Annotated in this window: 17 protein-coding genes; 10 read left to right on the top strand and 7 right to left on the bottom strand. The window is 62.7% G+C overall.

Translation table 11 applies throughout. The features are described from left to right. Window positions 1-5: 5 nt before the first annotated feature. Both H7R73_RS06655 and H7R73_RS06650 read right to left on the bottom strand, forming a co-directional pair. Window positions 6-1,169: a vWA domain-containing protein gene (locus H7R73_RS06655; protein ID WP_103260591.1), complete on the bottom strand. Its 1,164-nt coding sequence runs from the start codon at window positions 1,167-1,169 to the stop codon at window positions 6-8. Further along, window positions 1,170-2,012 carry an AAA family ATPase gene (locus tag H7R73_RS06650; protein WP_103260592.1) on the bottom strand — a complete coding sequence of 281 codons (843 nt, stop codon included), beginning with the start codon at window positions 2,010-2,012 and terminating at the stop codon, window positions 1,170-1,172. It lies immediately after the preceding gene. A gap of 163 nt (window positions 2,013-2,175) precedes the next feature. On the opposite strand from H7R73_RS06650, the gene cysK reads away from it, so the two are divergent. The 5 genes from cysK (at window position 2,176) to H7R73_RS06625 (ending at window position 6,971) form a co-directional block, all read left to right on the top strand. Beyond that, complete coding sequence (gene cysK, locus H7R73_RS06645; protein WP_041213300.1) at window positions 2,176-3,144, top strand: cysteine synthase A; 969 nt, start codon at window positions 2,176-2,178, stop codon at window positions 3,142-3,144. Window positions 3,145-3,587: 443 nt separating this feature from the next. After that, window positions 3,588-3,845 (top strand): HPr family phosphocarrier protein, encoded by a 258-nt coding sequence (locus H7R73_RS06640; RefSeq protein ID WP_005303128.1) that lies wholly within the window; start codon window positions 3,588-3,590, stop codon window positions 3,843-3,845. Window positions 3,846-3,889: 44 nt separating this feature from the next. Beyond that, window positions 3,890-5,617 carry a phosphoenolpyruvate-protein phosphotransferase PtsI gene (ptsI, locus tag H7R73_RS06635; protein ID WP_041213301.1) on the top strand — a complete coding sequence of 576 codons (1,728 nt, stop codon included), beginning with the start codon at window positions 3,890-3,892 and terminating at the stop codon, window positions 5,615-5,617. A gap of 43 nt (window positions 5,618-5,660) precedes the next feature. Beyond that, a complete protein-coding gene (gene crr / locus H7R73_RS06630; RefSeq protein ID WP_010673569.1) occupies window positions 5,661-6,170 on the top strand; it encodes a PTS glucose transporter subunit IIA in 510 nt (169 codons plus the stop codon). 255 nt (window positions 6,171-6,425) lie between these two features. Beyond that, complete coding sequence (locus H7R73_RS06625) at window positions 6,426-6,971, top strand: cytochrome b (RefSeq protein WP_103260593.1); 546 nt, start codon at window positions 6,426-6,428, stop codon at window positions 6,969-6,971. An 81-nt stretch (window positions 6,972-7,052) separates the two neighbouring features. Here H7R73_RS06625 and H7R73_RS06620 read toward each other — a convergent pair whose 3' ends face one another. The 3 genes from H7R73_RS06620 to H7R73_RS06610 form a co-directional block, all read right to left on the bottom strand. Beyond that, complete coding sequence (locus H7R73_RS06620; protein WP_103260594.1) at window positions 7,053-10,808, bottom strand: AAA family ATPase; 3,756 nt, start codon at window positions 10,806-10,808, stop codon at window positions 7,053-7,055. Next, window positions 10,805-12,031 carry an exonuclease SbcCD subunit D C-terminal domain-containing protein gene (locus H7R73_RS06615; protein WP_103260595.1) on the bottom strand — a complete coding sequence of 409 codons (1,227 nt, stop codon included), beginning with the start codon at window positions 12,029-12,031 and terminating at the stop codon, window positions 10,805-10,807. Before H7R73_RS06615 ends, H7R73_RS06620 begins: the two co-directional genes overlap by 4 nt. A gap of 110 nt (window positions 12,032-12,141) precedes the next feature. Beyond that, window positions 12,142-12,570, bottom strand: a complete 429-nt coding sequence (locus H7R73_RS06610; protein WP_182951568.1) for a GNAT family N-acetyltransferase — start codon at window positions 12,568-12,570, stop codon at window positions 12,142-12,144. Between the two features lie 179 nt (window positions 12,571-12,749). Here H7R73_RS06610 and rdgC point away from each other — a divergent pair, with 179 nt between their 5' ends. Continuing rightward, window positions 12,750-13,661: a recombination-associated protein RdgC gene (rdgC, locus tag H7R73_RS06605; RefSeq protein ID WP_103260596.1), complete on the top strand. Its 912-nt coding sequence runs from the start codon at window positions 12,750-12,752 to the stop codon at window positions 13,659-13,661. Between the two features lie 168 nt (window positions 13,662-13,829). Here the strand turns inward: rdgC and H7R73_RS06600 are convergent, their stop codons facing one another. Beyond that, window positions 13,830-14,447 carry a GDSL-type esterase/lipase family protein gene (locus H7R73_RS06600; protein ID WP_103260597.1) on the bottom strand — a complete coding sequence of 206 codons (618 nt, stop codon included), beginning with the start codon at window positions 14,445-14,447 and terminating at the stop codon, window positions 13,830-13,832. A 112-nt stretch (window positions 14,448-14,559) separates the two neighbouring features. Between H7R73_RS06600 and ggt the strand changes: the two genes are divergently transcribed. Continuing rightward, window positions 14,560-16,341, top strand: coding sequence for a gamma-glutamyltransferase (gene ggt, locus H7R73_RS06595; RefSeq protein ID WP_182951567.1), 1,782 nt, complete (start codon window positions 14,560-14,562; stop codon window positions 16,339-16,341). Window positions 16,342-16,715: 374 nt separating this feature from the next. Continuing rightward, the gene (gene ybaL / locus H7R73_RS06590) at window positions 16,716-18,347 is read left to right on the top strand and encodes a YbaL family putative K(+) efflux transporter (RefSeq protein WP_039039338.1); all 1,632 of its coding nucleotides are present in this window, start codon (window positions 16,716-16,718) and stop codon (window positions 18,345-18,347) included. A 98-nt stretch (window positions 18,348-18,445) separates the two neighbouring features. On the opposite strand, the gene H7R73_RS06585 is transcribed toward ybaL, so the two are convergent. Next, on the bottom strand, window positions 18,446-19,747 hold the full coding sequence (locus H7R73_RS06585; protein ID WP_042864209.1) for a sigma-54 dependent transcriptional regulator: 1,302 nt from the start codon (window positions 19,745-19,747) through the stop codon (window positions 18,446-18,448). Window positions 19,748-20,099: 352 nt separating this feature from the next. On the opposite strand from H7R73_RS06585, the gene H7R73_RS06580 reads away from it, so the two are divergent. After that, window positions 20,100-20,678: a hypothetical protein gene (locus tag H7R73_RS06580; RefSeq protein ID WP_223302574.1), complete on the top strand. Its 579-nt coding sequence runs from the start codon at window positions 20,100-20,102 to the stop codon at window positions 20,676-20,678. Between the two features lie 195 nt (window positions 20,679-20,873). Beyond that, complete coding sequence (locus H7R73_RS06575; protein WP_010673558.1) at window positions 20,874-21,833, top strand: hypothetical protein; 960 nt, start codon at window positions 20,874-20,876, stop codon at window positions 21,831-21,833. The last annotated feature ends 22 nt before the right edge of the window (window positions 21,834-21,855 follow it).

Genomic DNA, 21,855 nt, shown 5'->3' with positions numbered 1-21,855 from the left:
GAGGGTCACAGCTGGTCGATGGCCGCAGCCAGACCCGCCAGGGTCAGCGGGTGCATCCGCCCGCCGATCAATTCGTTCATCAACTTGATGGAGGGGTGCCACAGCCACTCCTGCCTTGGCAGCGGATTGACCCACACCATCTTGGGGAAATGTTGTTGCAGGCGCCCGAGCCACACCTGGCCGGGCTCCTCGTTCCAGTACTCTACGCTGCCACCTGGCCAGGTGATTTCATAGGGGCCCATCTTCGCATCCCCCACCACCATCACCCTGTAGTCGCTGCCGTAGGTGCGCAGCAGCCGCAAGGTATCGAACCGATCATCATGGCGCCTGGCATTGTCCTGCCAGACGAAGTCGTAGAGGCAGTTGTGAAAATAGAAGAACACCAGGTGCTTGAACTCGTGGCGCAGGGCCGAGAAGAGGCGCTGCACCTCGGCCACGTGGGCATCCATGGAGCCCCCCACGTCGAAGAAGACCAGCAGTTTGACCCCGTTGTGGCGCTCGGGCCGCAGTTTCACATCGAGCCAGCCTTGCCTGGCCGAGCTTTGGATGGTGTCGTCGAGATCCAGCTCGTCGGGATTGCCCCGGCGCACCCAGCGCCTGAGCTTGCGCAGGGCGAGCTGGATGGCGCGCTGCCCCAGGGGCGAGTCGTCACTGAAGTTGCGAAAGTGGCGCGCCTCCCACACCTTGGTCGCCCGCCCGTGCTGGCCCTCTCCCCCCATGCGGATCCCTTCCGGGTGATAGCCGCCGTGACCGAACGGGCTGCTGCCCCCGGTGCCGACCCACTTGTTGCCGCCGGCGTGGCGCGCTTTCTGCTCGCTTAGCCGCTGGTTGAGGGTCGCAAGCAGCTGGTCAAGCCCGCCGAGGGATTGGAGCAACGCCTTCTCCTCCGGGCTTAACAGTCGCTCGAACTCCTGGCGCAGCCAGTCGTCAGGCAGGCTCTCCGGCAACAGGGGGATGGCGGTCAATCCTTCGTAATACTCGGCGAAGGCGCGATCGAAGCGATCGTAGTGCGCCTCATCCTTCACCAGCAGGCAGCGGGATAGCTGGTAAAACTCGTCCATGTCGAGGCTGGCCAGTCTGGCTGCCAGCGCCCCGTGCAGGTCGAGCAACTCCCGCAGGCTGCAAGGAAGCTTGTGGCGGCGCAGGTGAAGGAAGAAGTCGATGAGCATTCAGCCGCCGCGGCGCGCCAGGAAGGCGAGCTTCTCGAAGAGGTGCAAGTCCTGCTCCGTCTTGAGCAGGGCACCGTAGAGTGCGGGCACCAGCTTGCCGGGCTCACGGGTGCGCAGGGCCTCGGGGGCGATATCGTCCGCCAACAGCAGCCGGATCCAGTCCAGCAGCTCGGAGGTGGACGGTTTTTTGCGCAGCCCCTCTACCGCACGCAGCTCAAAGAAGAGCGTCATCGCCTCGTCGAGCAGCCGCTCCTTGAGGTTTGGGTAGTGGAGCTTGACGATGGCCTGCATCTCGGCCTTGTCGGGGAAGCGGATGTAGTGGAAGAAACAGCGGCGCAGGAAGGCGTCCGGCAGCTCTTTTTCGTTGTTGGAGGTGATGATGACCACGGGGCGCTGGCGCGCCTTCACGCGCTCGCCGGTCTCGTAGACATCGAACTCCATCCGATCCAGCTCCAGCAGCAGATCGTTGGGAAACTCGATGTCCGCCTTGTCGATTTCATCGATGAGCAGCACTGGCCGCCGCTCTGCGCTGAAGGCCTGCCACAGCTTGCCCCGGCGGATGTAGTGGCCAATCTCCCCTACCCTGGGGTCACCGAGCTGGGAGTCTCGCAGCCGGGCGACGGCATCGTATTCGTAGAGCCCCTGCTGGGCCTTGGTGGTGGACTTGATGTGCCAGCTGATGAGCTCGGCGCCCAGAGATTTGGCTACCGCCTCCGCCAGCACTGTCTTGCCCGTACCGGGCTCACCCTTGATGAGCAGCGGCTTCTCCAGCACGATGGCGGCATCGACGGCCATCTTCAGTGCCTGTGATGCGAGATAGCGATCGCTTCCTGCAAATCCCATGAGATCCCTTCCATTGGATGCCCAGGCAGCGGGAGCCCCCTCGGCAAGAGAGAATAAGTTCTATATGTTGTAATAACATATTGTTATAACGATTCGTCACTTCTCATTCAGAAACCACAGGGTAATCTTGTTTCATCGCCTTAACAAACACAGGGATAGCACCATGAGCAAAATTTTTGAGGACAACAGCCAGACCATAGGCAACACCCCGCTTGTTCGTCTCAACCGTGTTACCAAGGGCCGCGTGCTGGCCAAGATCGAGAGCCGCAACCCGAGCTTCAGCGTCAAGTGCCGGATCGGTGCCAACCTCATCTGGGATGCCGAGAAACGCGGCGTGCTGACCAAGGGCAAGGAGATCATCGAGCCCACCAGCGGCAACACGGGCATTGCCCTGGCATTCGTGGCTGCGGCCCGCGGCTATCCCATCACCCTGACCATGCCGGCTACCATGAGCCTGGAGCGCCGCAAACTGCTCAAGGCCCTGGGTGCCAACCTGGTGCTGACCGAAGGCCCCCTCGGCATGAAGGGTGCCATTGCCAAGGCCAACGAGATCCTCGAATCCGAGCCGGGCAAGTACGTGCTGCTGCAACAGTTTGAAAACCCGGCCAACCCGGAAATCCACGAGCAGACCACTGGCCCCGAGATCTGGGACGCCACCGATGGCGAGGTGGATGTGTTCGTGGCGGGCGTCGGCACCGGCGGCACCATCACCGGGGTCTCCCGCTACATCAAGAAGACCAAGGGCAAGGCCATCGTCTCCGTGGCGGTCGAGCCCAGCGAATCCCCCGTCATCAGCCAGAAACTGGCGGGTGAAGAGATAAAGCCCGGTCCCCACAAGATCCAGGGCATCGGCGCCGGCTTCATCCCGGGCAACCTGGATTTGAGCCTGCTGGACCGCGTCGAGCAGGTGAGCAGTGACGAAGCCATCGAGATGGCCCGCCGCCTGATGGAAGAGGAAGGGATCCTGGCCGGTATCAGCTCCGGCGCTGCCGTGGTCGCTGCCAACCGTCTGGCCGAGCTGCCGGAGTTCGAAGGGAAAACGATTGTCGTCATCCTGCCGAGCGCCGCCGAGCGTTACCTCTCCAGCGCCCTCTTCGCCGGTGTGTTCAGCGAGCAGGAATTGCAGCAGTAGTTGATCAGCCAACACCAAAACGACGGCGCTCCTCGGAGCGCCGTTTTCATTATGCGCTAAACTCTCTAGCCACCAGTGCCACTCGGCCCCTTATTTTTTGGGGTAAAATAACAAACTTGGATATGACAAAAAAAGCAGACATTCTGTGATAAATCTCATATCCTGTGCGGCGTCACGAGGTGTTTGCTGGCAAGGTATCACAAGGTAACAAAGTGTTATTTTTCGTTATAAAATAATTTCAGGCCAGGCCTGACGCGGCTTGCAGCCTGATAGCGAAAAAATACCTGGCCACGACGCCGAATACTGCACAGAAAATTGACCTGGATTAAACCATTGCAGGTCTGATTTCGTTACTTTACAACATATCCATACTGACACGGTGAGACAGGAAGCCTCGTTGGCGACCATCTCTCCAAACAATATCAATAATATGGGGTGAAACCATGTACGAGAAGTCTGTTGTTATTACTGCTGAAAACGGCCTGCACACCCGTCCTGCAGCTCAGTTCGTGAAAGAAGCCAAAGAATTCCAAAGCGAGATCACTGTGGTCTCCGGTGGCAAATCCGCCAGCGCCAAGAGCCTGTTCAAGCTCCAGACCCTGGGTCTGACCAAAGGCACCAACGTGACCATCCAGGCTGACGGCCCGGACGCTCAGAAAGCCGTTGAGAAGCTGGTTGCCCTGATGGACGAGCTGGAGTAATCCAGCTTTATTCCTCCCCCACAGTCGTTTTAATAGGAAGGATTATGATATCTGGCATTCTTGCGTCCCCCGGTATCGCATTCGGCAAGGCGCTTCTTCTGAAAGAAGATGAAATCGTTATCAATCAGGGCAAGATTCCCGCCGAACAGATTGATGCCGAGATCAACCGCTTCCTCGAAGCCCGCACCAAGTCAGCCGCACAGCTGGAAGCCATCAAAGAGATGGCCGGTCGCACCTTCGGTGAAGAAAAAGAGGCCATCTTCGAAGGCCACATCATGCTGCTCGAAGATGAAGAGCTGGAAGGGGATATCAGATCCTTCATCAAAGAACACAAAGCCTCTGCCGACAGAGCCGTTCACGAGGTGATCGAACAGTACGCCAAGATGATGGCCGATCTGGATGACCCCTATCTGCGTGAGCGCGCCACCGACTTCCGTGACATCGGCACCCGTCTGGTCAAGAACGTACTGGGCATCGCCGTTGTCAACCTGAGCACCATCGACGAAGAGGTCATCCTGGTCGCCAAAGACCTGACCCCGTCTGAAACCGCTCAGATCAACCTGAAATACGTGCTGGGCTTCGTCACCGACATAGGTGGCCGTACCTCCCACACCTCCATCATGGCACGCTCCCTGGAGCTGCCGGCCGTCGTGGGCACCAACGACATCACCGAGCGCGTCAAGAACGGTGACATGCTGGTGCTGGATGCGATCAACAACCAGGTCATCATCAACCCGACCGCCGACCAGTTGAACGAAGCCAAGAAGTTCCAGGCCCAGTTCCAGGCAGAGAAGGACGAGCTGGCCAAGCTCAAAGACCTGCCTGCCATTACTCTGGATGGCCACCAGGTCGAAGTGTGCGCCAACATCGGGACCGTCAAGGATACCGAGGGTGCCATCCGCAACGGCGCCGAAGGCGTGGGTCTGTACCGTACCGAGTTCCTGTTCATGGACCGTGACGCGCTGCCGACCGAAGACGAGCAGTTCAAGGCTTACAAGGAAGTGGCCGAAGCCATGCCGGATCAACCGATCATTGTCCGTACCATGGACATCGGCGGCGACAAAGAACTGCCCTACATGAATTTCCCGAAAGAGATGAACCCCTTCCTGGGCTGGCGTGCCGTGCGTATCTTCTTCGATCGCACCGACATCATGCACGCCCAGCTGCGGGCCATCCTGCGTGCGTCTGCCTTCGGCAAACTGCGCATCATGTTCCCGATGATCATCTCCGTCGAAGAGTTCCGCAGCCTGAAGGCTACCGTGGAGACGCTGAAAGCCGAACTGCGTGCCGAAGGCAAAGCCTTTGATGAATCCATCGAAGTGGGTATCATGATTGAGACCCCGGCCGCGGCCGTGATGGCTCATCATCTGGCCAAGGAAGTGGATTTCTTCAGTATCGGTACCAACGACCTGACCCAGTACACCCTGGCTGTCGACCGTGGTAACGAGATGATTTCCGCCATGTACAACCCGCTGTCACCCTCCGTCCTGACCCTGATCAAGATGGTGATCGACGCTTCCCATGACAATGGCAAGTGGACCGGTATGTGCGGTGAACTGGCTGGTGACGAACGCGCCACCCTGCTGCTGCTGGGTATGGGTCTGGATGAGTTCTCCATGAGCGCCATCTCTGTACCGCGTATCAAGAAGCTTATCCGCAACACCAACTTCGAAGATGTGAAGGCCATGGCCGACCAGGCGCTGAGCTTTGCCACCGCCGCCGAAATCGAAGCGTGCGTAGATAACTTTATTAAGCAGAAGGCAGTCTGCTAAGATCGGCTGCAAACAGCGACAATCATCTCTAGGAGCTTTTACTATGGGTCTGTTCGACAAACTGAAGAAACTGGTTTCCGACGACAGTTCTGACACTGGCGGCATCGAAATCTTTGCTCCGCTGTCCGGCGAAATCGTCCCCATCGAAGATGTGCCTGACGTCGTCTTCGCCGAGAAGATCGTCGGCGACGGCATCGCCATCAAGCCAGCCGGCAACAAGATGGTTGCTCCGTGCGACGGCACCATCGGCAAAATCTTCGAGACCAACCACGCGTTCTCTCTGGAGTCCGACTCTGGTATCGAGCTGTTCGTTCACTTCGGTATCGACACCGTCGAGCTGAAGGGTGAAGGTTTCACCCGTATCGCTCAGGAAGGTCAACAGGTCAAGCGCGGTGACACCATCATCGAGTTCGATCTGGCCGTTCTGGAAGCTAAAGCCAAGTCTACCCTGACACCTGTGGTCATCTCCAACATGGACGAGATCAAAGAGCTGGTGAAAATGACTGGCGCCGTGACCGTGGGCGAAACCCCGGTGATCCGCATCAAGAAATAATGCGCCCTGGCCTGACGCCAGTGACCGCCAAAAACCGAAGCCTGGTGCTTCGGTTTTTTTTTTGCCCCTTCCATCTCCCGATACTCCATGGGCTCCCGCACAGGTCAGCATGACGGCAAACAGGCAGAAATGTTATCGAGATCAACACGGGCATAAGCAAGCCGAGTACCCTCAAGAGGGATACCTGCGGGTCCTTTGGCTCGATATGAGACGGGATGAAAAGAGATAAGCCGCTTAAGTGGCGAGGAGACAACGATGCTGAGAAATACCGAACAACGTTATGGCAGCCTGAGCATAGGGCTGCACTGGTTGACCCTGCTGCTGATGATCGCCGTCTACGGCCTGATGGAGTTCAGGGACATCTTCCCCAAGGGGTCGGCTGGCCGCGACCTGATGAAGGAGTTTCACTTCATGGTGGGTCTGCTGATCCTGGCGCTGGTGGTCGTGCGCCTGCTGGTGCGCGTGGGTAGCCCTTCACCGCGTATCGTGCCCGAGCTCTCCCCCCTGATGCTCACGCTGGCCAAGCTCGCCCACCTGGCGCTCTATGGCTTCCTGATCCTCACCCCGCTGCTGGGCTGGCTGCTGTTGAGCGCAGAGGGCAAGCCCATTCCCTTCTTCGGCCTGGCGCTCCCCGCCCTCATCGCCCCCGACGACGGCCTGAAGGGTACCATCAAGGAGCTGCACGAGACGCTGGCCAACATAGGCTATGCGCTGATTGCCCTGCACGCGGCGGCAGCCATCTACCACCACCATGTGCTCAAGGACAATACCCTGACCAATATGCTGCCCGAGCGCAAATAACCAGCGACGGGTTGCACACCAACAAAAAGGCCCCTGTGACAGGGGCCTTTTTGTTCATGGAGGGTCATGGGCGACACGTCGTCAGCCGGGCAACACTACCCGGCTTTCGCCGCCGCCGAGGGCCTCCACCCGCACCTGCACGCCGATCCGCTCCACCAGGGTCTGCACGTGGGAGATGACCCCGATCTGGCGGCCGGCCGCCTGCAGGGAGTCGAGACTGGAGAGCGCCAGATCCAGACTGTCGGGATCCAGGGTGCCAAACCCCTCATCGATAAAGAGCGATTCGACCTGGGTCTGGCGCGACGACAGGCTGGAGAGGGCCAGCGCCAGTGCCAGCGACACCAGGAAGCTCTCGCCGCCGGAGAGGGAGTCCACCGAGCGCACCTCGTCCCCCATGTCGAGATCCACCACCTGCAGCGCCAGATCGGTGCCGGGCACCCGCTCCAGTCGATAGCGAGGGGAGAGCTCGGCAAGCTGGGCGTTGGCCTCCAGCAGCAGCCGCTCCAGCGTGAGGCTCTGGGCGAAGGTACGCAGCTTGGCGCCGCTGGCCGAACCGATAAGGTCACAGAGCCGCTGCCAGTGATCCGCCACCCCCTGCTGGGCGGCCAGTTCCTCCTGCAGGGTGCCCGCCTTGAGGGCCGCCGCCTCCGCCTGTGCCAGCGTGCTCTTGCACTGGAACAGCTGCTCGTCGAGGGCGCGGCAGTGCGCCTCCAGCGCCGTCAGCCGGCTGTCGAGTTCCTGGGGCGCCAACGCGGCCAGCTCGGGGTGATGCTCGCGGTAACGATCCCGCTTGCTCTCCTCCAGCGCCAGCGCCCGCTGCCGCTCGGTCAAACGGGTACGCGCCTCGGCGCGGGCATCCTCCAGCGCCTGCAAGGCGGCGCGGCGCCCCTTGAGCTCATCCGGGCTCATGGCCAGCAGGCGGCGCAGATCATATTCGGCGATGCCGAGGCTGCTGGCGTGGGCAGCCCAGCGCCCCAGCACCTCCCGTCGCCGCCGGCTGCTCACCTGCTTCTCCTGCTCCAGATGGCTGAGACGGGTCTTGAGCTCGGTCTGGCGCTCGCGCAGGGTGCGGGCCGCCCCCTGCATCGTCTCCAGCTCGCTGGCCAGTTGTTGCAGCCGCTGCAGCCAGCGGCTCTCGACCAGGGCAATCTCCTCGCCCCCCAGGCAGGTGGCACGGCTGGTGACCAGCCCCTGCCGTTGCTGTTCATGCTCCTTGTAGTCGCGCTCGAGCTTGTGCAGCAGCTCACGCTGGGTCTGCAGGCGCGCCTCCTGAGCGCTCAGGGCCGGGGTGAGGCTGGCAATCTCGCCGGTCAGCCGCTCCCACTCGCTCTGACCGTGCAGCCAGGCCTCGCAGGCCCGCTGCCACTCGCGCCACTGCTGGCTGCCCAGCCACTGACGCCAGGGCTGGCCTCCCATCTGCTCGTCGAGCCGGCTGCCCCCCTGCTCAAGGCGCTGGCGCAGGGTCGTTTCCTGCTCGCCCATCGCATTCACCTCCCCTTCCAGAGCGATGCGCTGGCGATCGGCCTCCTGCCACTGCTGCTCGAACTGCTGGTGCTGGCTGGCCAGCTGACTCAGCTGCTGGCGCACGGCCTGCAACTGCTGCTGCCCCTGCTGGGCCTCGCGCAGTTGCTGCTGGCTGCGGGCCAGCCCCTGCTCCAGACTCTGGCCGCGACCGAGCAGGGTACTCATCAATTCGTTCCACTCGATCGGGCTCTGACGCAGCGGCAACGGATGGCCCAGCAGCTCGGCACCGCCCAGCTGCTGCCAGCGCTGGGTCAGCTGCTCGGCGCGCGTCTCCAGCTCAGGCAGATGCTGCTGGCGCACCGCCAGCTGGCGGGCCAGCTCCTGGCGCTCGCTCTCGCACTGAATGTATTGGTGATTGAGCCGCTCCCACTCAAGCTCCAAGCTGCGGACACGCTCCGCCAGTTGCCCCAGAATGCCCGCCACCTGTGGCTGGCTCTGGTGATAGGGGTGCTCCTCGGCGCCGCAGAGCGGGCAAGGTTCACCGTCGCGCAGGATGTGGCGATGCTGCTCGAAACTGGCGATGGCGCGGGACTGCTCCAGCGCGTGACGCGCCTCATCCCGTTGCAGGGCGAGCCGCTCGCGGGCCGGCGTCAGCTCGTCGCCGAGGATCGCCAGCTTGCCGAGCGCCTGCTCCAGCTGGGCGATCTCCTGCTGCAGGCGACCATGCTGCTCGCCGTGATTGCGGCCATAGTCGGCCAGCTCCAGCAGCTGGCGCAGCTGGCCCAGCTGCTCGGTCTGCCCTTGCCACTGCTCCTGCGCCTTGGCTAGACGCCCCTCCCACTGCTGCTCCTGCAGCTCGTGCTGTTGCTGCTGCAACCGCGCCTGCTCACGCTGCCAGTAGTCGCGCTCCTGCTGCCCCTGCTCCAGCTGGTGTTGCAACTGCCTGAGGGCGCGCAGCTTGTGTTCGCGCAGGGTGAGCAGTTGCTGCAGCCTGTCGGCATCCTCGGCCCAATCCTGCATGGCGGTGAGCAGGGGCTGCCACTGGCGGGCCACCGGCGCCAGCTCCTTGTGCTCCTCAAGCCAGGCACCCCACTGCTGGTGCTGGCCCTTGAGCTGCTCCACCTGCTGGCACTGCTGGCGCCAGCCCTGCTCCAGGGTGAGCTGCACCTCCCGCTCCTGCGCCCCCTCCTGCTGGATCTTCTGCAGTTGCTGCTGCTTTTCCCGAATGCGGGTGTCGAGCTCCTGCGCCCGTTTGAGTTCAGGCTGCAGGGCGCCCCACTCGCGCTCGGCGGCGATCTTCTCCGCCAGCAGTTGCTGTTCGGTGAGGGCGCTCTGCTGGGTCTTCTCCTCCAGCTTGCCAAGTTCAGGGCCAAGCTCGGCCAGCGCCTTCTCCTGCTGCTGCACCTCCAGGGTGAGGCGGGCCAGCTCGTCGTGATCGGCGCGGGCCACCTGGGCCTGCTCGGCGCGGGCGAACTCCTCCCGCTCGGGGGCGGCCGCACCGTGGGCAGCCTCCGCCGCGGCAAGGGCCGCTTCCCCCTCCTGACAGGCCTGCAACTGGGCGGCGATGCGGCCGTTGAGATCGCGCAAGTCCTGCATCAGCTGCTGTTGCTGCTGCTCGTGTTTGAGGCTGGTGGCAAGGCTTATCTGCTGGCTCACCCACTGCTCGCGGGTCGCCTCGTCCATCAGCGCCACGTCACCGAGCCGCTGGCTGATGGCAGCCAGTTTCTGCTGCTCCTCCCGCGCCCGCTCATGGGTCTGGACCGAAATAGCGGAGTAGAGCTCGGTGCCGGTCATCCGTTCGAGCAGGGCCGAACGCTCGTCGGCGCTCGACTTGAGGAAGGCGGCAAACTCCCCCTGCGGCAGGATGACGGCACGGCGAAACTGCTCCCAGGAGAGTCCCACCAGCTCGTCGATGCGATCCTGCAGCTCCCGCTTGCTGCCACTGAACACCTGGCCCGACGCCACGTCGGTCAGGCTGCGCTCCTGGGCCTGAAAGCGCCCCTCGGCACGGTTGCGAGCCCGGCGCACCGCCCAGCGGGCCAGCCAGACACGGCCGTCACAGCCGCGAAACTGCACCTCGGCAAAACCGCTGGCGTGGCCGCGGCTGAGGATGCCGCGCACGTCGTTGGCCTTGAGCTTCTCCTCGTCATCCATGCGACCCACTTCGGCCACGTTCTTGCGATTGGCGATAAAGCGCGGCATCTCGTCGTAGAGCGCCAGACAGATGGCATCGAGCAGGGTACTCTTGCCGGCGCCGGTATTGCCGGTGATGGCAAACAGGCCGGCGGCCCCCAGGGCGCCACCGGCAAAATCGATGGTGAATTGACTGGTCAGGCTGGCCAGATTCTCCCCTGACAGCGACAAGATTTTCATTGGCTGGACTCCTTCACCTTCTCCAGGATCTCTTCAAACGACGCCACCAGCGCGGCCTCCGGCTCCCCGTCGAACTGACGCTGATAGCAGAGGCGAAACACCTCGGTGGGGGAGAGCTCATCGAGCCGGCGCTGGCCGGCACCGTCCGCCAGCCCCTGGCCCGAGCCCTGATAGCTGGTCGTGATGCGGGCCAGGCGCACCGGCTTGTCGCCGATGGCGGCCAGCACGCGCTCGCGGATGCGGGCCTCGGGTTTGGGCAGCAGCAGCCGCACCTCGAGGAAGGGCTGCGCCTGCTGCGGGCAAGCGGGCAGCGCCAGCGCCTCGATGGCCTGGAGCGCCTCGTCGAGGCCGCTCTGGGGCAGGCGGATCATCTCCACCGCGCGGGGCACCGGGATCCGCTCAAGGCGGGCCAGTTTGCCCCCCTCAAACGTCACCTCCAGCACCTGATGGTTGTAGTTCGCCTCGGCCAGCGAGAGCGGCAGCGGCGAGCCGCTATAGTGCACTCCCTCGGCCGGGCTCTGGGCCAGGTGCAGATGACCCAGCGCCGTGTAGTCGGCAGCGGCAAACAGTTCGGCAGGCAGGGCATGCTGGTTGCCGCCGAGCACCCTCCGCTCGGAGAGCTCGGAGAGCTGGCCCGCCGCCAGATAGGCGTGACCCATGGCGATGAGGGCCTGATCCGGATGGCAGCGCGCACGCCCCTCGCTCAGCACCGCCTCATAGACCTGGCGTACCCCTTCGATGAGTCTGTCCTGCCCCTCCCTGAGCCCTTCCGGGCGCAGATCGCTGCTGCGCAGAAACGGCACGGCGGCGCACCAGGCGGCCACTTCGCCATCCTTGCCTCGCAGCGGCACCAGCAGGCGCTCGGTCTCGAGGCGCCCCTCGTCGTCCCGACTGATGCTGCCCACCAGATGCAGGTCGAAGGCCCGCAGCAGCTCGTGGGGGGCATCCAGCTTGGAGGGAGAGTCGTGGTTGCCGCCGATCAGCACCATCTCCAGTGCCGGGTGCTCGGCCCGCAGACGTGCCAGAAAGCGGTAGAGCTGCTGCCAGGCGCTGGCGGGAGGGTTGGCGGTATCGAACAGATCGCCCGCCACCAGCAGGGCGTCGATGTCGCGGGTCTTGATGGTGTCGGCCAGCCAGTCGAGGAAGGCGTCGTGTTCGAAGCGGCGGTCGTGGCCGTGAAGCTGATGACCGAGGTGCCAGTCGGCGGTGTGCAGGATCTTCATGGAAAACGGCTCGATAAGGAGAAGAGAGCGGGGGCGAGGGCGCCCCGGGATGGAGACAAGATGAGGATGGTGCCCCCCGTTTTCAACCGGGGCAGCCCCAGACGTCAGATTCAGACGGCTTGGTAATGCATCTGGTACTGAAGATGGCCGGTGAGGGGATCGGGCACCTCCCCCCCGATTTCAAAGCCGTGGCGGCGGTAGAAACGCACCGCCGGCTCGTTCTCCACGAAGACCCGGGTATGCAGCTCGGCACATCTGGATCTGGCTTCCTGCAACAGGGCGTGCCCCACCCCCCGCCCCTGCCTATCGGGGCGCACGAAGAGTGCAGTCAGGTAATCATCCACCAGCGCCATGAAGCCGAGCAGGTCCCCTCGCTCCTCGAACACCCAGATGCGGGCGTGATCGAGGTAGCGGGTACGCAGCTCCTCCTGAGCCTGCCACCAGCAGGAGGCATCGACGAAATCGTGGGCCTGCAGGGAGGCCAGGAGCCAGATTTCGACGATCTCTTCCATGTCTTCCGGCCGACTCTGTCTCAACATGGTCGCCTCCTTGTCAGCAATGTGAACACTCGCAGTCTAGGGGAGTTGGGCCCGCGCCCGGGGGAGCAAGGTGAGGCCCTGTGAGGTTGATCGCCCTTTATTTAGCGAGAATGATTGGCTGATCACAAAGCGCCTCTCTAGTACAATGCCCGCCGGACAATCTAGAGACCGAGGACGCCATGTGGTTTAAAAACCTGCAGATTTACCGCTTTACCCGCCCCTTCGACCTGACCGTTGAGCAGCTGGAAACCCAGCTGGAAGCCTGCGCCTTCACCCCGTGCGGCAGCCAGGACATCTCCCGGTTCGGGTGGGTCAAGCCCCTTGGCAAATTCGGCTCCACCCTGACCCACGCCGCCTCTGGCCACATCCTGCTGTGCGCTCGCAAGGAAGAGAAGATGCTGCCCGGTACCGTGGTCAAGGAGATGCTGGCGGAGAAGGTAGAGGCCATTGAATTCGAGCAGGGTCGCGCCCTCAAGAAGAAAGAGAAGGAGGCGCTGAAAGAGGAGATCATGCACACCCTGCTGCCCCGCGCCTTCAGCCGTACCAGCCAGACCTTCGCCTGGATAAACCCTGCCGACAACCTGATGGTGGTGGATGCAGGCTCCGCCAAGAAAGCGGACGATCTGCTGGCGCTCCTGCGCAAATCCATCGGCTCCCTGCCGGTGGTGCCGGTGGCCCTCAAGAACCCGCCCGAGATCACCATGACCGAGTGGCTCAACGAGGGCAACCTGCCCGCCACCTTCACCCTGGAGGACGAAGCCGAGCTGCGCAGCGCCATGGAGCACGGCGGCATCATCCGCTGCAAGCAGCAGGATCTGATGAGCGAGGAGATCAAGAATCACCTGGCCAACGACAAGCTGGTGACCAAGCTGGCCCTCAACTGGGGCGAAACCCTGAGCTTCGTGCTGGGGGACGATCTCTCCATCAAGCGTCTCAAGTTCAGCGAAGAGCTGCGCGAGCAGAACGACGACGTCACCAGCGAGGATCCCGCCGCCCGCCTGGACGCCGACTTCGCTCTGGTCACCGCCGAACTCTCCCAGTTCATCCCGGCCCTGTTTGCCGCCCTGGGTGGTGAAGAGCAGTCCATCTAAGCAAATTGGCTCAGCCTGATTGCAAAAAACCGCCTTCACGGCGGTTTTTTCATGTCTTCGGGCATTGTCACCACGGGCTGGACGCCTCTGGGGTAGCGCCGCCGCGCAATCCACTGACCCCATTGATTGCGGCAGCATGGCGCACTGCCCCGGCAGCATGACACCTCGCTAGAGTGCCCCCCTTTCCTGCAACAGTCGATGAAGTCGCTGCGCCAGGGTGCGGTAACCCTCGGCATTGAAATGCACCGCATCGGACTTCAGGGCCGCGTCTCGCAGCAACTCGCCGATGCTGTCGTTGTCCAGCACCAGTCCGTACTGCTCTGCCAGCTCCTCGTAGAGGGGGGCGCCATCGGCAAACAGGGATTTTCGGGGCACCCCGACAAGCAGGATCTGGGCCCCGCTCCCCTGCACCGCCTCTATCATGGCAGCGAGATTGGCCTTGAGGGCCGCCTCCCCGCTGCCACGCAGGATGTCGTTGCCCCCCTCCAGCAGGATGACCAGAGCGGGTCTGTGCCGGGCCAGCAACCCGGGCAGGCGGGCCCTGCCGGCCTGGCTCAGCTCTCCGGACACCCCGCCATTGACCACGGGATGGCCGCTCAGGTTCGCCAGCACGCTGGGGTAGCTTTGGGACGGGCTCACCCCGCGCCCCTCGGTCAGACTGTCCCCGAAGGCGAGCAGGGTCTCCCCCTGGGCCAGCGGTCTGAAGGTCGGCTCCCCGCAGGCCGCCAGCAACAGGCAGAGCAGCCCCGCCATGCAAGGTTTCGCCAGCGTCCCCCGGTGTGTCATGAGCGCCTCCTTGATAGTTTTGTAACCATATGAGTATTAAGACAAACTTTTAATCAAGCTCCAAGTGTGACACATTTCGGCAGGTGAACAAGAAACCGACAAGGAGCCTGTCATGTCCCTCAAACCCCTCGGCCTGCTGGTCGCCCTCGGCCTGCTTGGCGGCTGCGCCTCCCAGGATGGCTTTCACTATGTCCCTCCTCCCCAGACCCTGATCGCCCCGGAGGCGGCCAGCGGCTGGATTGACAAACCGGGCTGGCAGGGCCGTGACTTCATGGTGGCGGCGGCCAACCCGCTGGCGGTGGACGCGGGCTACCAGATCATCAAGGCGGGGGGCAGCGCCGTCGATGCAGCCATCGCCGTCCAGCTGGTGCTGACTCTGGTGGAGCCCCAATCCTCGGGTATCGGCGGCGGCTCCCTCATGCTGGTGTGGGACGGCAAGCAGGTGGCGGCGGTGGATGGCCGGGAGACAGCCCCCGCCGCTGCCACCGATCAGCTCTTCATGAAGGCGGGCAAACCCATGGCCTTCTATGAGGGGGTGGTGGGCGGGCGCTCCGTCGGCGCCCCCGGCACGGTGCGTGCCCTGGCCCTGGCCCACGAGCGCTATGGCAAGCTGCCCTGGGCCACGCTGTTCGAACCCGCCATCACTCTCGCGGAACAAGGGTTCGTGATAAGCCCCCGCCTCGCCACCCTGCTGGCAAAAGATCCCTATCTGGCCGGGGATCCGGACGCCCGTGCCTACTTCTATCAGGCGGACGGCACTCCCAAGACGGCAGGTACCCGGCTCACCAACCCGGCCCTGGCCAGGGTGCTGCGTACCCTGGCAAGCGATGGCCCCGACGCCTTCTATCGCGGCCCGCTGGCCGAGGCCATGGTGGCCAAGGTGCACGCCCACCCGACCAACCCCGGGGTACTGAGCGCCGCCGATCTCGCCAGCTACCGGGCCAAGCTGCGGGACGGGCTCTGCTTTGACTATCGCCAGAGCGAGATCTGCGGCTTCCCGACCCCCTCCTCCGGCACCCTGGCCCTTGGCCAGATCTTCGGCATGCTGGAGAGCCGGGACATGGCCGCCCTCAAACCGGTACAGGGGGAGCAGGGCCAACTGGCCGCCTCCAGCGAGGCCATTCACCTCTACAGCGAGGCGGCACGCCTCGCCTTCGCCGATCGCAACCAGTACGTGGCCGACGGCGACGTCGTCGACGTGCCGGTGACAGGACTGCTGGACAAGGGCTATCTGGCGCAGCGGGGACACCTTATCGGCAACCGCTCCATGGGCGTCGCCCAGCCCGGCAACCCGCCCCGGGCGCTGGCCAGGGGCCGGGACGCCACCCCGGAGCTGCCCTCCACCAGCCACATCTCCATCGTGGACAAGAACGGCATGGCGGTGGCCATGACCAGCTCCATCGAGGATGGCTTCGGCTCGCGGCTGATGGTCAACGGCTACCTGCTGAACAACCAGCTCACCGACTTCTCCTTCACCTCGGTGGACACCGCCGGCCTGCCGGTGGCCAATCGGGTGGAGCCCGGCAAGCGCCCCCGCTCCTCCATGTCGCCCCTGCTGGTGTTTGACAAGGCAAGCGGCGAGCTCGAGATGAGCCTGGGCTCCCCGGGAGGCTCGGCCATCATCAACTACGTGGGCAAGGCGCTGCTCGGCACCCAGGATTGGGGGCTCGACCTGCAGCAGGCCATCAACCTGCCCAATTTCGGCAGTCGCAACGGCCCCACCGAGCTGGAGCAGGGTCGCACGCCCGACGCAGTGGTTCAGGGGCTCAAAGCCAGAGGGCACGAGGTCCTGCTTAACGAGCAGACCTCCGGGCTGCAGGGCGTCCAGCGCCATGCCGGCGGCTGGCTGGGAGCCGCAGACCCCAGACGTGAGGGGGTCGCCAGGGGAGAGTGATGCCCCTTCAGCACCCTCGTTCACCATGGAGGAGGCCAGCCTCCTCCATGCCGTGTGCTCATAGGTGTTCTCCCTTGCCTCCCAATATCATCATCGATTGATTATTCCTGCCAATTTTTCTTTAACTGCACACTCTTTTCACCCAATCGCAATGCATGAAAGACGCTTTTCATTAAAACCAACGCAGAAACTGGAGCAGTGTTGCTCATGGCATATAAATGCATTACTTTTCAATAGAAACGGCATCTGTTGCCCTCAAGATTTCCCCTTGATACGGCCAACTTCTGTCTCTTTCGCCCCCTGCTCATTGACAGCTGCCCTCTTCGCCTTCGGGTGATCTGGTAGCCCCTGACTGCCATTAGCGAGGTGACGACATGGACCACTCACTCCCCCTTATCACCACCCTGGTAGGCGGCCTCGTGCTGGCCTACCTCTTCGGCATGCTGGCAAGCCGCCTGCGCATCTCCCCCATGGTGGGCTACCTCGCGGCCGGCGTGGTATGCGGCCCCTTTACGCCGGGCTATGTCGCCGATCTGCGGCTCGCCCCCGAGCTGGCCGAAATCGGCGTCATCCTGCTGATGTTTGGTGTCGGCCTGCACTTTTCCGTGAAAGACCTGCTGTCGGTGAAACACATCGCCATCCCGGGAGCCATCGTTCAGATAACCCTTGCGACCCTGCTCGGCCTTGGCCTCTCCCAACTGCTCGACTGGACCGTGACCGCCGGCCTGGTGTTTGGCCTGGCCCTCTCCACCGCCAGTACCGTGGTGCTGCTGCGCGCCCTGGAGAGTCGCGGCCAGCTCGACACCAACGAGGGACGCATCGCCATCGGCTGGCTCATCGTGGAGGATCTGGTGATGGTGCTGGCCCTGGTACTGCTCCCCATCCTCGCCAACCTGCAGCAGGGGGGCGAGGCACTGACCCCGGCCCAGGTGATGGCGGATATCGGCCTGACCCTGGCCAAGGTGGCTGCCTTCATCGCCCTGATGGTCATCGGCGGGCGACGCCTCATCCCCTGGCTGTTGGCCCGCACCGCCGCCACCGGCTCCCGCGAGCTGTTCACCCTGGCCGTCCTCTCCTGCTCCCTTGGCATCGCTTTTGGCGCCGTCAAGCTGTTTGGCGTCTCCTTTGCCCTCGGCGCCTTCTTCGCCGGCGTCGTGATGAACAGCTCCCATCTGAGCCACAAGGCGGCCAACGACACCCTGCCCCTGCAGGACGCCTTTGCCGTGCTCTTCTTCGTCTCCGTGGGCATGCTGTTCGACCCCGTCATCCTGCTGCGCGAGCCCCTGGCCGTGCTGGCCACCCTGTTCGTCATCGTGATCGGCAAATCGGTGGCCGCCTTCGCCATCGTGCGGCTCTTTGGCCACAGCCAGCGCACGGCGCTGACCATCTCCGCCAGCCTGGCCCAGGTGGGTGAGTTCTCCTTCATCCTGATGGGTCTCGGGGTCATGCTCGAACTGGTCCCCGGGGTCGCCCGGGATCTGGTGCTGGTCGGCGCCTGTTTCTCCATCGTGCTCAATCCGCTGGTCTTCAACCAGGTGGAGCGCTGGCTGAGGCGCCATCCCGAGCCACGCACCGATGAGTCACCTCACCTCTGCCCCTTGCAGGGCCATGTGGTGGTAGTGGGCGCCGACGAGATAGGTCAGCACCTCATCTGGCAGTTGCATGAACAAGGCAGGGAGATGGTGGTGATCGACACCGATGAGCGACTGCTGGCCCCTTGGCGCGCCATGGGGATCACCTGTCTGGCGGGCCATCCCATCCAGCAGGATCTGCTGACGGCGGCGCTGCCCAACGCCAGCTGGCTGCTGATCACCCTGGATGACAGCCTGCTGGCCGGTGAGATAGCCATCAGGGCGCAGGAATACGGCGCCCTGATGCGCATCGCCGCCTGTGCCCACCAGCACGAGGAGGTGCATCATCTGCGCGTGCGCGGCGTGCATCAGGTGGTCAAGAGCGAGGAGGAGGCTGCGCGGCGACTCTGTCACCTCGCCATGGAGATGGCCTGAAGCTCATCGGAAGTCACGAGTCCCCACGACGGGGCCAGACAGGAAGCCCGGGCCTGCTGCCCGGGCTTTTTGCATGACGGGGCGATACGGCCGTCCCCTCACAGCAGATCGTGCTTGTCCAGCAGGCGATAGAGGGTGGCCCGGGAGATGTCGAGCGTGCGGGCCACCTCCTCGAGCTGATCGGGGAAGCGGGCCAGCGTCCGTTGCAAGGCCTGACGCTCCGCCGCTTCGCGCACCGCCTTGAGCGAGCCGTCGAGCAGCAGGCTGTCCATGTTGGTCAGCTCCATGTCATCGGCTTCGATGAAGGGGCCGCTGCACATGACCGCCGCCCGCTGCACCCGGTTGCGCAGCTCCCTCACATTCCCCGGCCAGCCATAGGACTGCATGGCCTGGCGCGCCTTGCGGGTGAAGCTGAGCACCCGCCCGCCCCGCACTTCCGCCAGAATGTCATCGGCAAGGAGCTGGATGTCTTCCGCCCGCTCGCACAAGGCCGGGGTACGCAGGCGCACCACGTTGAGCCGGTAGTAGAGATCCATGCGAAAGCCGCCGCTGGCCACCGCCTGCTCCACATCGATATTGGTGGCCGCGATGATCCGCACATCCACACGACGCGACAGGTGGCTGCCCACCGCCTCTATGCACTGCTCCTGCAAGAAGCGCAGCAGGGTTGCCTGATCCTCCAGCGGCAGCTCCCCTATCTCGTCGAGAAACAGGGTGCCGCCATCGGCGGCCTCTATCTTGCCTATCTTGTGGTGCTGTGCCCCGGTGAAGGCCCCCTTGACGTGGCCGAACAGCTCGGACTGGATGAGCTGATGGGGCATGGCCCCGCAATTGACCGCCACGAAGGGGCTCTCCTCCCCGAACGTGCTGTAGTGCAGCTCCCGGGCCACCAGCTCCTTGCCCGTACCGCTCGGTCCCGTCACCAGTACGGGCAGGCGGCAATGCTGCAACCGCACGATCTGGTCGCGCAACTGGCGGATGGGGGCGCTCTCCCCCTGGATGAAACGCAGCTGGGGTTGCAGTCTGGGGCGGTGTCGCCGGATGAGGCGCGCCATCCCCAGGGCATGTCCCAGGCTGTGGGAGAGCCTGTCTCTGTCCAGGGGAAAGGTGTGAAAATCATGAAAACAGGCTGCCAGCAAATTGCGAAGGGCTTCGCTGGCGAGACAGTCCCGCTGGATGAGGCCGATCCACAAGGCGCCGGAGTGCTGCGCTATCAGGTTGTAGAGGGCTTCGTGCTGCTGATGCTCGATCACCACCAGCACCAGGGGATAGTCCTTTTCCTGCAGTTTTTTCTCTGCCACCACCAGGGAGCTTGCCTGCTCCACCTGCCACTCGCCTTGTTCCAGCAGGCTTTCCAGTACGGCACATGAATTGATGAGCAACAATGCCGTTTCTGTCATAGGGACAACTCCTTGTTATCACCACTGCACGAGGGAGTCTGACGCTGACGACTTATCCAGATAACTCCCTTTATCATCAAATGGCGTCGTTTAATATGGCCAGACGATGATAACTATAAACCATCCCGCCTTTAGACTGATGGCACCACAATATTGAGACGGCAAAAATATCGGTGAGAAAAAATAAACCCTTTGATAAATAAGCGCTTACTTGGCGACATAATATGTCGCTCTCAACATTGAGACATAAAAACAATCATATCAAATAAAAAACAGTTAAAAATCAAAATCTTGCCAATTGGCATGGTCGTTGCTCTCTCTAATAAGCCCTCCTGGCAGATGGAGACAGAACATGAAGACATATATTGCATTGGCAACATTTCCTTTTCTGGCATTTGCCACCCCCTCATTGGCACAAAACCGGGTCGATCTCGGTGCTCAGGCATTGAGCAATATTCGTGGTTCCATGGGCGTCAATATGGTTGCCGGCAATAACAACCAGCAAGGCAATCTTGCCGCCATCGCCATTTCGGGTCCGGCCGTCATTCAATTTGGCCAGCTGAATCAATCCACCACCAATCTGAACGGCAGCCAGAGCGTCGCCATCCTGGGCTCGGCCCTGAGCCAGAACCGGGGACTGGTCGGCATCAATCAGGGGGCGGGTGAGGGCAACCAGCAACTGAACGCCTTCGCCCTGTCCCTCGATGACAGCGGCCTGGGTGTCGTGACCGACATCAATCTCAGTTCCAGCGTCGCGAAGACCCCAGGGGGAAAGCCCCCCGCCAACACCACTACCAGCATCTATCTGGATGACACCGCCCTCACGGGCAGCAAGGGGGTCATTCAGGTGAACCAAGTCACGGGACAGGGAAACCAGTCAGTCAACATGGTTTCCCTGCCCCTGGCTGGCGCAGTAACGGCATCCCCATGATGCCGCAGGGATAGAGGGATAGGAAGCCAGGCCCGGGGGTATCAGCCGATGGGCATATCTTCCGCTGAAAGTTCAATGGAGAGACTCATTATGCGTGGACTTATTTATAGCTCATTAGCCGCCGCGGTCATCATGGCCATGTCGGGCACTGCATCCGCCGATTACCGCGGTGACAGAGATGAGACAGGGGCAACCTTGACCAAGAAGGTCAAGGCAGAAGTCGATGTGGAATACGAAGGCAGGGTCAATGTCGGCGGCTACATCAACGTCAACAAACTCGGCATGGCCGTCGTGGACAACCAGCAGTCCAGTTCCATGATAGGCACCGCCAATACAAGAACGGAGAACACGAGCAAGATCGACGGCTCGTTCAAGGGTGCATCCGGTAACATCGGCGCCAACGTCGCAGCCGGTGACTCCAACGTACAGGGCAACAGCGCTTCCCTGGCCGCCTATGACGAGGTCGATGCCGAGTTCATCATGGGTCGTGGTCAACAACAACACGGCGCCCCTGGCGGATCGTCGGATGCCGAGGTCTTCTCCACCCAGAGCGCCAGCAACAACTGGACGACCAATCACGGCCATCAGAACAAGGCCGGTGTGGGCGATGGGGCCTTCAAGGATGCCGCAGGCAACATCGGGGTCAACGTGACCTCGGGCTCGGGTAACGTCCAGGCCAACAACATGGCAGCCTCCGTGTCCACCGGCAACATGGCCGTGGCCACCGTGGCCAACAGCCAGAGCGTCTCCAAGAACATGACCGAAAACCAAAGCCTGAGTGCAACCAAGACGGTTGACAAGGCAGGTGTGTTCCTCGGTCTCAAGGCTTGGGGCGATTACGAGGGGGGCGGTACCGGTCATGATGTCAAGAAAGGACATGGCCACGACAATGACAACGACAGGTACGGCAACAACAACCCGAAAGATGATGGCAAGTTCGAGTTCAAGGAAGAGGGTGACATCAAGCTCAGTGGGTACGCCGTCGGGTATATTCCCGTGGTCAACACCTACACCAGCCGCGAAACCTTCAACCGGGCAACCATCGATGGCGGCGCCTTCAACGGTGCCGTGGGCAACATCGGGGTGAACGTCTCCTCGGGGACCAACAACCTGCAAGCGAACAATCTCTCGCTGGCCGCAGGGTTTGCCAAGTAAGTCGATGCGAGGGGGCCCTGTG

Source organism: Aeromonas sp. WP2-W18-CRE-05 (assembly GCF_014168615.1).
Taxonomy (GTDB): domain Bacteria; phylum Pseudomonadota; class Gammaproteobacteria; order Enterobacterales; family Aeromonadaceae; genus Aeromonas; species Aeromonas caviae.
The sequence above is the reverse complement of the archived record's forward strand: the minus strand, read 5'-3'. Positions and strand labels throughout refer to the sequence as shown.

Excerpts from the sequence above, each read along its gene's own strand:
- H7R73_RS06655 (WP_103260591.1), bottom strand. The coding sequence starts at position 1,169 with ATGCTCATCGACTTCTTCCTTCACCTGCGCCGCCACAAGCTTCCTTGC.
- H7R73_RS06650 (WP_103260592.1), bottom strand. The coding sequence starts at position 2,012 with ATGGGATTTGCAGGAAGCGATCGCTATCTCGCATCACAGGCACTGAAG.
- cysK (WP_041213300.1), top strand. The coding sequence starts at position 2,176 with ATGAGCAAAATTTTTGAGGACAACAGCCAGACCATAGGCAACACCCCG.
- H7R73_RS06640 (WP_005303128.1), top strand. The coding sequence starts at position 3,588 with ATGTACGAGAAGTCTGTTGTTATTACTGCTGAAAACGGCCTGCACACC.
- ptsI (WP_041213301.1), top strand. The coding sequence starts at position 3,890 with ATGATATCTGGCATTCTTGCGTCCCCCGGTATCGCATTCGGCAAGGCG.
- crr (WP_010673569.1), top strand. The coding sequence starts at position 5,661 with ATGGGTCTGTTCGACAAACTGAAGAAACTGGTTTCCGACGACAGTTCT.
- H7R73_RS06625 (WP_103260593.1), top strand. The coding sequence starts at position 6,426 with ATGCTGAGAAATACCGAACAACGTTATGGCAGCCTGAGCATAGGGCTG.
- H7R73_RS06620 (WP_103260594.1), bottom strand. The coding sequence starts at position 10,808 with ATGAAAATCTTGTCGCTGTCAGGGGAGAATCTGGCCAGCCTGACCAGT.
- H7R73_RS06615 (WP_103260595.1), bottom strand. The coding sequence starts at position 12,031 with ATGAAGATCCTGCACACCGCCGACTGGCACCTCGGTCATCAGCTTCAC.
- H7R73_RS06610 (WP_182951568.1), bottom strand. The coding sequence starts at position 12,570 with ATGTTGAGACAGAGTCGGCCGGAAGACATGGAAGAGATCGTCGAAATC.
- rdgC (WP_103260596.1), top strand. The coding sequence starts at position 12,750 with ATGTGGTTTAAAAACCTGCAGATTTACCGCTTTACCCGCCCCTTCGAC.
- H7R73_RS06600 (WP_103260597.1), bottom strand. The coding sequence starts at position 14,447 with ATGACACACCGGGGGACGCTGGCGAAACCTTGCATGGCGGGGCTGCTC.
- ggt (WP_182951567.1), top strand. The coding sequence starts at position 14,560 with ATGTCCCTCAAACCCCTCGGCCTGCTGGTCGCCCTCGGCCTGCTTGGC.
- ybaL (WP_039039338.1), top strand. The coding sequence starts at position 16,716 with ATGGACCACTCACTCCCCCTTATCACCACCCTGGTAGGCGGCCTCGTG.
- H7R73_RS06585 (WP_042864209.1), bottom strand. The coding sequence starts at position 19,747 with ATGACAGAAACGGCATTGTTGCTCATCAATTCATGTGCCGTACTGGAA.
- H7R73_RS06580 (WP_223302574.1), top strand. The coding sequence starts at position 20,100 with ATGAAGACATATATTGCATTGGCAACATTTCCTTTTCTGGCATTTGCC.